The organism is Streptomyces roseifaciens (assembly GCF_001445655.1).
GTDB classification, from domain to species: Bacteria; Actinomycetota; Actinomycetes; order Streptomycetales; family Streptomycetaceae; genus Streptomyces; species Streptomyces aureoversilis.
Genome location: NZ_LNBE01000001.1, coordinates 16730 through 29285, shown reverse-complemented (window position 1 = coordinate 29285; position 12556 = coordinate 16730). Strand labels below are relative to the sequence as shown.

Annotated in this window: 12 protein-coding genes and 2 pseudogenes; 4 read left to right on the top strand and 10 right to left on the bottom strand. The window is 69.5% G+C overall.

Features of this window, described 5'->3' with window-relative positions:
• Nucleotides 1-122: 122 nt before the first annotated feature.
• The 5 genes from AS857_RS00110 to AS857_RS00090 form a co-directional block, all read right to left on the bottom strand.
• Nucleotides 123-806: a GNAT family N-acetyltransferase gene (locus tag AS857_RS00110; protein ID WP_058041008.1), complete on the bottom strand. Its 684-nt coding sequence runs from the start codon at nt 804-806 to the stop codon at nt 123-125.
• A gap of 207 nt (nt 807-1013) precedes the next feature.
• Complete coding sequence (locus AS857_RS00105) at nt 1014-2312, bottom strand: MFS transporter (RefSeq protein WP_160330158.1); 1299 nt, start codon at nt 2310-2312, stop codon at nt 1014-1016.
• A gap of 41 nt (nt 2313-2353) precedes the next feature.
• Nucleotides 2354-3814: an aldehyde dehydrogenase family protein gene (locus tag AS857_RS00100; protein WP_058041006.1), complete on the bottom strand. Its 1461-nt coding sequence runs from the start codon at nt 3812-3814 to the stop codon at nt 2354-2356.
• On the bottom strand, nt 3811-4926 hold the full coding sequence (gene aepY, locus AS857_RS00095) for a phosphonopyruvate decarboxylase (protein ID WP_058041005.1): 1116 nt from the start codon (nt 4924-4926) through the stop codon (nt 3811-3813). The genes AS857_RS00100 and aepY overlap by 4 nt, the downstream gene beginning before the upstream one ends.
• Nucleotides 4923-5792, bottom strand: coding sequence for an isocitrate lyase/phosphoenolpyruvate mutase family protein (locus AS857_RS00090; RefSeq protein WP_058041004.1), 870 nt, complete (start codon nt 5790-5792; stop codon nt 4923-4925). Before AS857_RS00090 ends, aepY begins: the two co-directional genes overlap by 4 nt.
• A 511-nt stretch (nt 5793-6303) precedes the next feature.
• Here AS857_RS00090 and AS857_RS40770 point away from each other — a divergent pair.
• Nucleotides 6304-6497 (top strand): annotated as a pseudogene (locus AS857_RS40770) (sugar phosphate isomerase family); the annotation flags it as partial.
• Here the strand turns inward: AS857_RS40770 and AS857_RS42175 are convergent.
• The 4 genes and pseudogenes from AS857_RS42175 to AS857_RS38410 all read right to left on the bottom strand — a co-directional run.
• Nucleotides 6454-6897 carry a transposase gene (locus AS857_RS42175; RefSeq protein WP_107105470.1) on the bottom strand — a complete coding sequence of 148 codons (444 nt, stop codon included), beginning with the start codon at nt 6895-6897 and terminating at the stop codon, nt 6454-6456. The pseudogene AS857_RS40770 and the gene AS857_RS42175 overlap by 44 nt on opposite strands.
• Nucleotides 6898-6947: 50 nt before the next feature.
• On the bottom strand, nt 6948-7097 hold the full coding sequence (locus AS857_RS00085; RefSeq protein WP_216823923.1) for a glycine cleavage system protein H: 150 nt from the start codon (nt 7095-7097) through the stop codon (nt 6948-6950).
• Between the two features lie 614 nt (nt 7098-7711).
• On the bottom strand, nt 7712-8854 hold the full coding sequence (locus AS857_RS00080) for a serine hydrolase domain-containing protein (RefSeq protein ID WP_058041003.1): 1143 nt from the start codon (nt 8852-8854) through the stop codon (nt 7712-7714).
• Between the two features lie 18 nt (nt 8855-8872).
• Nucleotides 8873-9184, bottom strand: a pseudogene (locus tag AS857_RS38410) (transposase family protein); the annotation flags it as partial.
• Between the two features lie 112 nt (nt 9185-9296).
• Between AS857_RS38410 and AS857_RS00075 the strand changes: the two are divergent.
• The 3 genes from AS857_RS00075 (at nt 9297) to AS857_RS00065 (ending at nt 11882) form a co-directional block, all read left to right on the top strand.
• On the top strand, nt 9297-10376 hold the full coding sequence (locus tag AS857_RS00075; RefSeq protein WP_058041002.1) for an LLM class flavin-dependent oxidoreductase: 1080 nt from the start codon (nt 9297-9299) through the stop codon (nt 10374-10376).
• Between the two features lie 297 nt (nt 10377-10673).
• Nucleotides 10674-11402 (top strand): SDR family oxidoreductase, encoded by a 729-nt coding sequence (locus tag AS857_RS00070; protein ID WP_058041001.1) that lies wholly within the window; start codon nt 10674-10676, stop codon nt 11400-11402.
• A gap of 72 nt (nt 11403-11474) precedes the next feature.
• Nucleotides 11475-11882 carry a hypothetical protein gene (locus AS857_RS00065; RefSeq protein ID WP_058041000.1) on the top strand — a complete coding sequence of 136 codons (408 nt, stop codon included), beginning with the start codon at nt 11475-11477 and terminating at the stop codon, nt 11880-11882.
• A 123-nt stretch (nt 11883-12005) separates the two neighbouring features.
• Here AS857_RS00065 and AS857_RS00060 read toward each other — a convergent pair whose 3' ends face one another.
• Nucleotides 12006-12548, bottom strand: a complete 543-nt coding sequence (locus tag AS857_RS00060; RefSeq protein WP_058040999.1) for a DUF1707 SHOCT-like domain-containing protein — start codon at nt 12546-12548, stop codon at nt 12006-12008.
• Between the last annotated feature and the right edge of the window lie 8 nt (nt 12549-12556).

Here is a 12556-nt window from a genome sequence, read left to right as displayed (position 1 = left end):
TGAGTCCCGCGGTGCAACGCTGCTCGGCCTGCTGCAGCGCATCGACGGAGGCCGGGACGCATAGCCCGTGCGGCTACCCGAAAACAGGCTGGACGGCCGGCACCTCGGCCTCCGCGCGCGCGTCACGCCGGGACGAGCAGGTGCCTCCGGGGCGCGTCCGGGCGCGCCCCGACCCGCTGCTCGAGCTGTTCTCGCACCTGGGGCCACTCTTCGTCCAGGATCGAGTAGAACGCCGTACTGCGGACCACCCCGTCCAGACCGCGGGAGTGGGCACGGTGGACCCCTTCGAGGACCGCGCCGAGGCGCTCGACCGCAGCGCGTGAGCGCAGGTTACGGGCGTCGGCGCGCAGGGACACGCGGCGGACGCCCCAGGTTTCGAAGGCGTGCCGCAGCATCAGCAGCTTGGCCTCGGTGTTGATCCCCGTGCCCTGGGCGCGCGCGGACAGCCAGGTGCCCCCGATCTCCGCCGCGTCGGGTATCGCGGTGAGCACCGGGCCCAGCGGGCCGCGCGGGGCCGGAGGCCAGGGCACGGGGCCCTGCCAGTAGTCCAGCTCGCAGAAGCGCGTGGACCCCACCACCCGGCCGTCCGGGATCCGCACCGTGGCGAACGGCAGCGCCCGCCCCGCCGCCCGGGCCGCCAGCGCGTCGGCGACGTACCGCTCCGTCGCCTCCACCCCACTGGGCACCGGCGTGAAGGCATACGTGCCCCTGTCCTCGGCAGCAGCCGCAGCCAGCGCCTCGACATGGTGTGCTGCAAGCGGCTCGAGCCGGACGGCGCGGCCGTGAAGGGTGACAGGTATGGGCACGAGACCTTGCATCCTTGCGCGAGGGGAACCAGCGGATCTGGTTGCCGGCACCGCGCACGATCGACGTCACCGATGCACGCGGGGTACGAGTGAGTGTGTGCCCCATATGTCGGCACTGGGGAGACTGATGCGTAAAGGGCACCTGACATCAAGATGAAAGCAAGGCGGTGAGTCCCCGGGCAGGTCACCGCACGCCCGTCGTAGTGATCAACGCCGCAGTGCCGAGGAACGCCGCAGCTCGAGCGGTCGAGGCGGTCGTGGAGCCGGTGTGAAACCACTGGCCGCAACAGCCAGGACAGCGAAGGCGGCGATCGTCAGCAGACCCGGCAGGTAGGTGTGGTTGATGTCGATCAGGTAGCCGACCAGGGTCGGTCCGGCGGCGGAGAAGGGCAGTACGGCCGCGTTCTTCCACGCCTGGATCCCGCCGAAGTGACTCCGGCCGAACTGGTCGGCGAGCGCGGTGGCACGCAGCGGGTTGAATCCTCCGTATCCGGCGCCGAAGAGCAGCGCGAACACGACGAACGCCCAGGTGTTGCGGGCGAAGCACAGCACTACGGTGGACAGTGCCATGACGGCCAGGGACAGGCTCAGCAGGTGCCGGCTCTCCACACGCTCTGCGAGCAGATTGAGCACCAGGCGGGCGGGGATGCTGGCGAGGCCGGTGATGCCGGCGACTGTCGACGCCGTGACCGGGGACATGCCCCGGGAGATCATGTACGGGATCTGGTGCACCATCAGTGCGCCGGCGACGAGCATTCCGGCACACCCCGCCGCCGTCAGGCACCAGAACGCGGGGGTGCCCAACGCTTCGCGAGTGGAGTGACCCCCTGGTGCCGCGGTGTCGCCCGCGGGCGCTGCGTCGCCGACCCCGTCCGGCCGCAGGCCGAGGTCCTCCGGCCGGCGCCGGACGAAGAGCGCGCCGACCGGGGCCATGGCGAGCTGGCACACGGCGAGGACGACCAGGCTCGTGCGCCAGGATCCGTGGGCGATCAGCCAGCCGACCAGGGGGATGAACAGGGGGGAGGCCAGGCCGCCGAGCGTGGTCAGCAGGGCCATGGCCGAGCCCCGTCGGCGGTCGAACCAGTTGGTGACGACGATGAAGGTGACGGGATAGAGCGTCAGCGCCATGGACGTGCCGATGCCCACGGACCAGACCACGTAGAAGGACGGGAGGTCATGGCTGGCGGCGAGGCCGAGCAGGGACAGGGCGCTGACGACGCACCCGGCCGTGAGCACCGCGCGGGCCCCACGACGGTCCACGATCCGGCCGACCCGGATGCCCAGGACCGCTGAGATGACCAGGGACAGGGAGTACGCGGAGGACAGGCCCGCGCGTGAGCCTCCGAGGTCGTCCAGCACGGGGTTGAGGAGCACGCCGAAGAGGTACTGGCTCGTGCCGTACGCGACGATCGTCATCACGCCCATGACGGCGACGAGCCACCAGCCGTAATAGATCCTTCCGGCACGGACGGGAGGGGAAACTCCCGACGGGGAAGACTTGGACACGGACACCGCCATCCTTCGGCGCGGGGACGACCGGGGCCGTCTCAGGAGTAGTCGAGGCAGGCCGAGCGCGTCTCGGTGTAGAAGTCGAGCGTTTCCGCCGAGCATTCGGCCGGGCCTGCCTGGGATTCCTTGGTGCCCACGTGCGGGAGGTGGGGGTAGGCACCCACACCGGGCCGGTTGATGTGGATCATTCCGGCCTCGAGGTCGCGCATGCCCGCGAACATGGCGCGCGAGTCACGGGTGAACAGAGTCCCGGACATGCCGTAGCGCACGCCGTTGGCCAAGGCGATCGCGTCCTCGTAGCCGTCGCATCCCAGGACGGTCAGCACGGGGCCGAAGATCTCCTCCTGGGCCAGGGGGCTGCCGGGGTCGGCACCGTCCACGACCGTGGGCCGGAAGTAGTGGCCGTCCGGCACGGTGTCCCGGCTCGGCCGGTCTCCCCCGAGGCGTAGCACGGCGCCGTCGCACACTGCCTCGGCGACCGCCTCCTCGCAGGCCGCCAGGCGTTCCGCGCTGATCAAGGGGCCGAGGTCGGAGCGCTCGTCCAGGCCCGGCCCCACCCGCAGCCGGGAGGCCGATGCGACGATGCGCTCGATCAGCTGTTCCTTGATCCGGACGTCGGCGACGAGGCGGCTGGTGGCCGAGCAGCGCTGGCCGGACTGCCCGAACGCCCCGTGGACGACAGCGGCGGCGGCCCGGTCGAGGTCCGCATCCGCAAGGACGATCACGGCGTTCTTGCCGCCCATTTCGAGCTGGGTGCGGAGGAAGCGGGGGGCGCCGGCGATCTGGATGGCGCGGCCGACGGGTACCGAGCCGGTGAAGGAGACGCCCCGGACCCGGGCGTCGGCGGCCAGGGCCTCCCCCGCCGTCCGCCCGCCCTGGACCAGGTTCACCACGCCGGTGGGGAGTCCCGCCCGGGTCACCAGATCGGTGAGGAGCGCGGCGGTCAGGGGGGTGAAGGGGGACGGTTTCATGACGACCGTGCACCCGGAGACCAGAGCGGGGGCCAGCTTCCACACCGGGATGGCGAGCGGGAAATTCCACGGGGTGATCAGGCCCACGACCCCGATCGGAGCCCGGAAGGTGAGGGCCAGGGTGTCGTTGTCGTCGGCCGGGGCGGTCCTGCCGCCGAGTCTGCGCCCCTCGCCGGCGAAGAAGGCGGTGATGGCGCATGCGCGCGCCACCTCGCCCCGGGCGTCACGCAGCGGTTTGCCGTGTTCGCGGGTGATGGCGTGGGCTAGGTCGTCGGCGTGCGCATGGAGCAGCCGTTCCAGCCGGTAGAGGTACTCGGCGCGCTCCACGGGACCGGTGCGGCTCCAGGCTGCGGCCGCTTCGGATGCCGCGTCCACGGCCTCGGTGACGTCGTCCGCGGAGGACTCGGGGAATTCCCCGATGACGTCGGTCAGATCACCGGGATTGCGCTTGGGCTGGAACTTCGCGCCGGCCGGGGCGTGCCAGGCGCCCGCGATGTGGTTGAGCCGCAGGTGATCGGAGGACGTCACCGGGACCCTCCCTCGATCTCGCCGGAGAACCGGGCATGAATGCGCTCGGCGGTCAGTGCGCTCGTGGCGCGTGGCGGAACGCTGTCGGCAACAGCGGCCGTGCGGGCGACGAGGAAGTGCGGGCCCGGAGCGTCGCGCACGCTCTTGAGTGCTTGTGCGAGGTCCTCCGGGCTGCTGCACGACTGCGCCGTTCGGTATCCGGTCGCCCGGGCGATGTCGCAGAAGGACACCGCGTCGCTGCCCGCGTCCTGTCCTCCTGTGGATTCGTACACGCCGTTGTCGAGCACGACGTGCACCAGATTCGCCGCCTGCACCGCTCCGGCCGTGGCCATGCTGCCCAAGTGCATCAGCAGTGCGCCGTCGCCGTCGAGGACGACGACGGGCCGATCGGTGACGGCGCGGGTGATGCCGAGGGCGAAGACCAGGGCGTGCCCCATGGAGCCCTGCATATAGAAGTTGCGGGGCGTGTCGTGGGCCGCGAACAGTTCACGGGACGCGTATCCGGTCGTGGATACGTAGAAGGCGTCGGGCAGTGCCTCCGCCGTCCCGGTCACTGCCTGGCGCCGGGTGAGGCGGGACGTCTCCCGTGGCGCGAGCGGACAGTGGGCCGGATCGGCTCCCCCTACCGTTCCCTTGGGTACGAGGATGAACGCCGGTCCTCCGCGCGCGAGTTCCTCCATGGCCGGGAGGAGGACGTCATCCAGGCTCACGGCATCCGGTGACAGCGTCCAGTATTCGACCCCGAGTGCCTTCAGCTGGTCATGGACCGTGCTGCCCATCACCGCGTGCTGCGGTTCGTCGCCCGCCGGGTCCGGCCAGCCGCGCAGGCTCATGAAGACGAGCACGGGAATGCGGTACGGCATCAGCAGCGACGTGAGGGGATTGACCAGATTTCCGTAGCCGGAATTCTGGAGCATCACCACGGTCCTCCGCCCGGCGACGACCGATCCGGCGGCCAGCGCCAGCGCCGCTCCTTCGTTCACGGCGGGAACGTACCGGCCTCTGCGGGTCATCTCCACGATGGGCCCGTTGAAGTACGAGCAGGGAACGCCGGTCGCGTGACCGAGTCCGACCGCCTGCAACTGGTCCACGAATTGCTCGGCAGTGATCATTTGTCCAGCTCGATCCATTCGTTCAGGCGCTGGAGCTCGAAGATCTCCGACACGGGCGCGATGTCCGCCTCCACGCCTTCCGACGACCCCTTGTCGTAGATGCTGCGCAGGGTCTGCTGTACCGAACTCACGGTCGCGCGCAGGGCTTGATTGGCGTAGATCACCATGGACGCCCCTGCCTGCCGGGCCCGTTCGGCCGGCCACGACGGATACGTCGTCGGGACGATCACCACGGGAGCCCGGTCGTCCCAGTCGGCCAGGAATTCCTCGATCTGATGCTGGGTCTTCTGTTTGGAATGGACCAGCACCGCATCGGCTCCTGCCTCCACGTACTTCATGCAGCGGTTCAACGCCTCCTCGGCGTCCAGGCCGTCGATGAATGCCTCGGTCCTTGCGATCAGCAGGAATCCCTCGGTCTGTTGCCGGCTTTTGGCGATCGCGAGGCGGCGGCAGAACTCCCCCGTGTCCAGCAGGGTGTGCGCGGATTCCACGAAGCTGTTCATCTTGGGGAACACCTTGTCCTCCATGCAGACCGCGGTGATCCCGGCCGACTCGTACTCCTGCACCATGTGGGCGACGTTCAGTACGCCCCCGAAGCCGGTGTCCACGTCGGCCACCACCGGGATGCCGCACACGCGCTGCATGTGGGCCGCGGCCTCCAGGTAGTCGGTCATGGTGAGCAAGCTCGCGTCCGGCAGGCACCGGGCCGCGGAGATCTCGAAGCTCGACGCCCACACGGCCTCGAAGCCTGCTCGTTCCACCAGTTTCGCCCCCAGGGCGTCATGGGCCCCGGCTGCGCGCACGAGACGGTGCCGCCCCAGCATCTCCCGCAGGCTGGGGTACGTGGTCGTCTGCTGCAGAGTCATCGTTCCTCCTCGGGGATCCCGGGGGGTTCGGCAGGCGCCCGGTAGGGCGCGGCCGCGCCGGGACGAATCACTCAACGCACGCTCGTCACATCCTTGACCAGTGCGTTACCTGACGTTCACTCAGGCTACGAGTCAAGTTCAGGTAATGACAGGGGTACTTCAATGCCGAACGGAGATTGGCCAATTAGCGAGCCCGCGTTGGGTTGACTGAATTCCGCTCAGCCATTCGGGCCGCCACTCGGGCGCGATTCGGGCACCGAAGAGGGGCGCCACGGGCACAGCGGATGGGAGGCGAATGGGGGAACCGCCCGTGGCCAGAGCGTTCGGTCTCTGCAGTGCGGGCATAAACGGTCAGGTTTCCCAGGAGTACGAGTCCGCGCGGCTCGCCCGTCTGACGGTAGAACTCGAATGCCACCCCTCGCAGGCGCGTGCCCGCACCCGCACCGCCGGCGCGGGCACGCGCCATGAACCCGGCGCCGGGGCCGGTCGACGGCGCGGCAACCGACGCGTCCCGCGTGTACCGGAGAAGGGGCGCATCGCCACCGCCGCGGCGGAACTGCTCGAGGACACCAAACGGTCTTCGTCGACGAGGGGTTCACTCCGCAGCTCATCGCCGAGGCGCTGCCGCGCGGTCGGCGGCTCACCGTGGTGACCGCCTCGCTCACCATCGCGGGCGGGCTGGCCGCACGGGACGGGGTGACCGTGCGCTGGAACGCTTCAGGGCCGGGCAGGGCCGGAAGACCGTGGTGGTTCCGAGAACCGTGGTGGCGCCGGATCGCATCACCATGAACCGGCGCCTCACACGCCCGGCCCATCCATGGCTGATACGGGATACGCCCGGTTGTCTTCTGGGGAGCGTCCACGTGAAGCTGAGGTTATGACCGTGGTCGACCGCGTCATGCTCCAGCTGGAGGCATGGCCGGACCTCAGCGCCTTCCCACGAGCCGTACTTCTCCGGCAAGTGGACCCACTGCGAGCCGGTCTGGAACTTCCAGGCGATCGCATCGATCACCTCACGGTGATCACGCCACCGGCCGCCCCGCTTCAGCGCCCGATCCGGCAGCAACGGCTCGATCCGCGCCCACTGCGCGTCAGCGAACGGCACACCCGTACCAACGCTTCAGCTGATCCGAACGGAACGGTCTCAGCTGCCGATCAGGTCCGAGACCGATTTCGTGCGAAGACGACGTCTCCGAGCTGGCTCTGCGCGTAGTCCGTGATCCCAATCCTGACCCTGTTCGGGGCGACCCTGCGCACCCACTCGTGTTCCTCGGTGTACCTGAGTTCTTCGGGAGTCCGAGTCATGGCCTCTCCGTCCGATACTGCCCCTGCTGGCCTCTCCTGCGCAGAGGCGCTTCCTCGTGCGGAACAACAATTCCCTTGATCCGAAAGAAACGGCCCAGTACTCCAACAGGCGGTGGACCTCGCCCCTGCAACACCTTTGAGGGGAAGAGTCGGACCGGGTGCTGGGACTCAGCTTCGTTCCCGCTCCGGGGGCTGCGGGCGTGCAAGGCGATGTCGTCGGGGGACGCCTGGTAGCGACGCGTACGAAGGCAGCCGCGAGCTTCGTCTGCAACCCGCCGGTTTCGGCTGTCTCGACCTGGATGGCGTGCTCGTCGATACGCGCCCGGTCATGCAGGAGGCACGGCGGACCGTCCGACAACGCCACGGCATCGACATGCCCTTCGGGATGTACGAGCGCTGCTCGGGATCGTCACCTCCAAGCCTCTGAACCGCGCCGCACCGCTCCTGACCCAGCTCGGCTGCCCCTTCGGTGCGGTCCGGCGGCCGACGCCCCGGGGAGGGAAGAACCGGCGCCCGATCCCGGCCACTGGAGGTGGACACGCACGATCCGTGCCCACCGCGCGTCGGTCAACGGCGCATCCAGACCAGCGATCGGACGATCCGAGCAACAATGCCTACCGGTTCTCGCACAGGGCCGTCGTCACGACCTTGTCCATCTGCGCGCCGGGGATGTTGGACGCGAGATGGGCGTTGGTCACCACGGACACGTGGCGGCCTTCCGCGGTGACCATCGTCTGGGTGTAGTAGCCGGGCACCATGCCGTTGTGACCCCAGGCCGAGCCGCCGCAGGGCAGGTCGCGCCTGATCAGCCCGAGCCCGTACCCGCCTCCCGCGCCCTCGGCGCCCGCGGTCTTCTCCATCTCGGCCAGGGCGGCCGGGGAGACGACCTTGCCGCCGATCAGCGCCTGGTAGAACTTCGTGAGGTCCTCCTCCGTCGAGATCATCGCTCCGGCGCTGCTGAAGACGGACGGGTCGTAGTCGACGACCCGGGACCAGAAGTAGAACCCGCCGATCCGCACGCCGTGGTATCCGCGTACGGCCGGGGTGGGCAGGGAGTGATCGCCGGGGGCCGGGAAAACGGTCCGGGACAGGCCGAGCGGCGTGATGATCCGGTTCGTGACGGCCGTGTGCACCGGCATCCCGGTGGTCTTCTCGACGAGCATGCCGAGGATCAGGTAGTTGGTGTTGGAGTACAGGAACGCGGTGCCGGGCGCGGAGGCCGGGGCGCGCTTCAGCCCTTCCCGGACCAGCGCCTCAAGGGAGTACGAGCCGTCCGGATTACTGGCGGGCGGCGTGGAGAACGGCTCGTAGACCGCGACCCCGCTGGTCTGGTGGAGCAGGTGCCGCACCGTGATGGCGTTGCCGTCGTAACCGTTGCCGTCGACGACGCCGGGCAGGTACTTCTCGATCGGCGCGTCCAGCGAGACCTTGCCCTCGTCGACGAGCTGCAGGACCGTGGCCGCGGTGAAGGTCTTGGTCTGGCTGCCGATCCGGTAGTGCTCGTTCGGCTGGATCGGGGCGTTGGTGTTGATCGTGCCGGTACCGACGGAGAGGCTCCAGGAGTTCGTGGCGTCACCCGCGTATACGCCGGCGCCCGGGCCCGCGGCCGACTGGAACGTCTTCAGGGCCGCCAGCGTGTCGGCATGGGGATCGGCGGCTGCGGGCGCGGCCTGCGCCGCCGAGGGGAGCACGACCAGCATCGTGCACGCCGCGCCGAGTGCGGCCGCCAGTCTCGCCCGGCCAAACTTCCCTGCCATGACTCCTCCTTGAGTTGATCAAGCCAGCGGAACGATCCGCAAGGTAGTCATGGGCGCGCAGGACCGGGCACCCGGAACGTTCCAGATGGACGGCGGGCCGGTCCCGACGGCAGGGCGGTCCCGTGTGCCTGGGCAGACCCGCTCCAGCACCCGGCGGATGGTCGCGGCACTGGGCGCGATACGCACCGCGAAGGCGCCGACGACCCGGGTACCCGGCCGGGCCAGCGTGGTCTGCGAGGCCGCAGCGGCACCTTGCCCGATCGCCGTGTATGAGCGGGCTCCGGCCACTACCGCTGACGCCGCGATCAGCAGCACACTCACGAACGGATGACGTACTCCCCGCCCTGCAACGCAACAAGATCACGCGACTCCGCAACCGCCCCGCGCCGGGACCTGCCATGCTGAGCAGGTTCGGTTCGATCCTCACACCCTGGAGGTTCTGATGCGTGCAGGTGTCGTTGTCGCCGCGCAGCCCGGTGTGGAGGACCTCGCCGTGCGGGCCGAGGAGTTGGGCTTGCACAGCTTCTGGGTCTACGACACCCCGATGGTCCACGGCGACCCCTTCGTCGCCTTGAGCCTGTGTGCGAAGGCCACCAGCCGCATCAGGCTCGGCATCGGCGTGACCTCACCGGCGCTGCGCTCGGCCCCGGCCGCCGCGAGCGGGCTCGCCAGCCTCAACGCCCTGGCACCGGGCCGGATCATCTGCGGAGTCGGCACCGGGAACACCGCCCGGCGCACCCTGGGCATGCGGCCGACCACGGCGGCCAGGCTGGAGGACTTCACCGCCGCGCTGCAGGACCTGTGCGCCGGGCGTTCGACCGAGCACCGCGAAGGTGACCGGGTCCGCGACATCCGGTTCCTGCACGCCGGAGCGCACGTGAACACCGCCGACCCGATCGAGTTCGTCGTGGCCGCGCTGCTCGGACCGAAGGCCGCCGCCGTCGCCGGCCGCCGCGGCACCGGCCTCATCTCCGTCGGCCTGCTGGACCCCACCGCCTGGCACGCGCTGCACGACACCCGCCGCCACGCCACCCAGGGCACACCCCGCGACCCCGACTCCCACACGGACTGCCGGGCGGACTCCTACCTGGTCACCCCGCTCCACCTACTCGACGAGGACGAGGACCCCCACGGCGACGCGGCCCGGGACGCGACGGGCCACCTCGTCCTGTCGCTGCTGGCCTTCGCCGCCGACACAGCCGCCGACGCACCCGCCTTCGCCGGGCAACTCGGCCCCGAGGAACGCGAGGCGGTGCGGCGGCTCCTCGACCGGCGCGGCACCACCGCCACCGCGCCGGACCGGCACACCAAGCTCTACCCCAACTACCTCGGACGCATCGCACCGCAGGACCGGGACCTGGTTCTGCCCTCGCTGATGAACTCCCTGGCCCTGGTCGGCACCCGCGACGACCTCCTCGCCCGCATCACCACCCTGGAACAGGCCGGCGTCGACGAACTCCTCATCCAGCCGGTGATCGACCCGCCCACCGAGATGGCCCTGCTCGCGAAACTCCTCACCTGAGCCGACCCGCCTGCCGCACGTCCTTGCCCTGCACACCCACAAGATCACTAAGACTTTGCAATCGCCCTGTCCCGGGACCCGGCCGGGCGGGCTCTCGCACGTCCGGTAGGTAGATGTCCAGTTCTCAACGCGCGGAATCGAAGGCGACTGCGGTAAACCGTATTGCGATCGAGCGTTTCAGTCGGCCGGTCAGGCAACACGCTGGCCGGATGCACGGCGACCTGGCCTCGCATCACACGCCCGCATAGTGGTCATGTGTCATATTTCAGTGCGTCGTCTCCTGGCGAAAGGCATGTCATGAAGTTCGCGGTCATCGGCGGCACCGGGCTGATCGGGTCGCAGGTCGTCAGCAATCTGAACGCCGCCGGGCACGAGGCGGTACCCCACTCGCAGTCCACCGGAACCGACGTCATCAGCGGCCGGGGACTGGACGAGGCGGTGGCGGGGGCCGACGTCCTCGTCAATCTGACGAACTCCCCGACCTTCGACGAAGCCTCCCTGACCTTCTTCCAGACCTCAATGGACAATCTTCTGGCGGCGGGCCAGAAGGGTGGTGTCCGGCACTTCGTCATTCTTTCGATCGTCGGCGTGGACCAGGTACCTGAGCTGGACTACTACCGGGCCAAGGCGCTCCAGGAGGATCTCCTCGCGGCCGGACCGATTCCTTACTCGATCGTCCGCGCGACGCAGTTCATGGAATTCGTCGACGCGATCCTGTCCTGGACCGCCGACAGCGACACCGTCCGGCTACCCGTCACGCCTATCCAGCCCATCGCCGCCAAGGACGTGGCCGACGCGGTGGCGGAAGTCGCCGCGGGCGCCCCGCTGGGAGGTATTCGCAACATCGCCGGACCCGAAATCTTCCCCCTGGACGAGCTGGGCCGGCTCACTCTGTCCCACAAGTCCGACGGCCGCACCGTTGTCACCGATCCCACCGCCGGCATGTTCGCCGCAGTCAAGGGTGACGTCCTCACGGACGAGGACGCCCACCTCGCTCCTACCCGCTACGCCGACTGGCTCTCCTGAACCGCTCGCGCACATCGCCCGCGCAGACGGCCCTGACGCCACGACGCCGGGCGCCCCAGGGGAGGACCGCTCATGCCACGCAGGACCCTGCTCGTTGCCACAGCTCTCACCGCCGCCCTCACCGTCCCGGGAGCACTCCCGGGCGCCGGCGCGGCGGCGCTCGCCCCGACGGAGCTGTCCAACGCCGACAACAGGCGAACCGTCAGCGTGACCACAGGCGACGAGATCAGGATTCATCTCACCGTGGTCCGGGGCAAGGGCGAGAAATGGGTGTGGGACGCGCCCAAGGCCTCTTCGGCCGACGTGCTCAACGAGACCGAGAGCAAAGCCGCTCCCGACGGGGACGCCACCGCCGCCTTCACCGCCTCGCACGCAGGCTCCAGCGCCATCACCGCCCACCGCCGCTGCGTCGCCACAGAGCCACACCACGCCTGCGCCCACGCCGTCCGCACCTGGAAGGTCACCATTAAGGTCAACTGATCCCGGCTGCGACGGACAGGGCAGTGACGGGCCCGGGGCGGCAAGGCATGTCGAGGCCCTGGGCAATGTCCCGCGCCAGCCACCTGGTGCGGTGGATGCCGGATGCCGATGCCGGATGCCGCCTCAACGCCGCACGTGGCGGATCTTCAACCGTCCGAACCCCATGGTTCCAGAGATCCGGATCCTCGGCCCGCCGGGGCGGGAGCGCCCCCGGGTCTTGTAGAGCGTGTCCTTCCACCCGGTGTGCAGACCCTCGACGTCGACGATCGCGTCGCGAGGCACCGTGATCCTGGCCCTGCCGGTGCCAAGTTGCAGCTCGATGTCGACCACCGGGTGCTCGATGACGGCCCTGGACAGGTCCAGGTGCACCCTTCCGAATGCGGACTCGACCTTGAGGGTCCGAGGCACCCGCCATTCGCCGCGCCGCTTGATCCGTCCGCCGGCGGCGGCAATCGTGGACGTCGTGCCCGCATTCTCCTGCGGGAGCGAGGCCAGAACCGGCACAAGCTCGCTGTGCGTCTTTGCAGTGAGCACTTGATGGAGGTGTTCGTCCATCTCCTCGTGCGAGATGCGCCCTTCGGCGTACGCCTCCTGCACGCGCTGCACAGCCGTGTCGCGGTCGTCTTCGCCGAACAGCGGCGGCGGGTCTTCCGGCAGAGAAGTCACCGTCTCAC

Bases quoted from the DNA above. Each gene is read 5' to 3' on its own strand.
- AS857_RS00065 (WP_058041000.1), top strand. From the start codon at position 11,475: ATGCCACGCAGGACCCTGCTCGTTGCCACAGCTCTCACCGCCGCCCTC.
- aepY (WP_058041005.1), bottom strand. From the start codon at position 4,926: ATGATCACTGCCGAGCAATTCGTGGACCAGTTGCAGGCGGTCGGACTC.
- AS857_RS00075 (WP_058041002.1), top strand. From the start codon at position 9,297: ATGCGTGCAGGTGTCGTTGTCGCCGCGCAGCCCGGTGTGGAGGACCTC.
- AS857_RS00085 (WP_216823923.1), bottom strand. From the start codon at position 7,097: ATGACTCGGACTCCCGAAGAACTCAGGTACACCGAGGAACACGAGTGG.
- AS857_RS00090 (WP_058041004.1), bottom strand. From the start codon at position 5,792: ATGACTCTGCAGCAGACGACCACGTACCCCAGCCTGCGGGAGATGCTG.
- AS857_RS00070 (WP_058041001.1), top strand. From the start codon at position 10,674: ATGAAGTTCGCGGTCATCGGCGGCACCGGGCTGATCGGGTCGCAGGTC.
- AS857_RS00080 (WP_058041003.1), bottom strand. From the start codon at position 8,854: ATGGCAGGGAAGTTTGGCCGGGCGAGACTGGCGGCCGCACTCGGCGCG.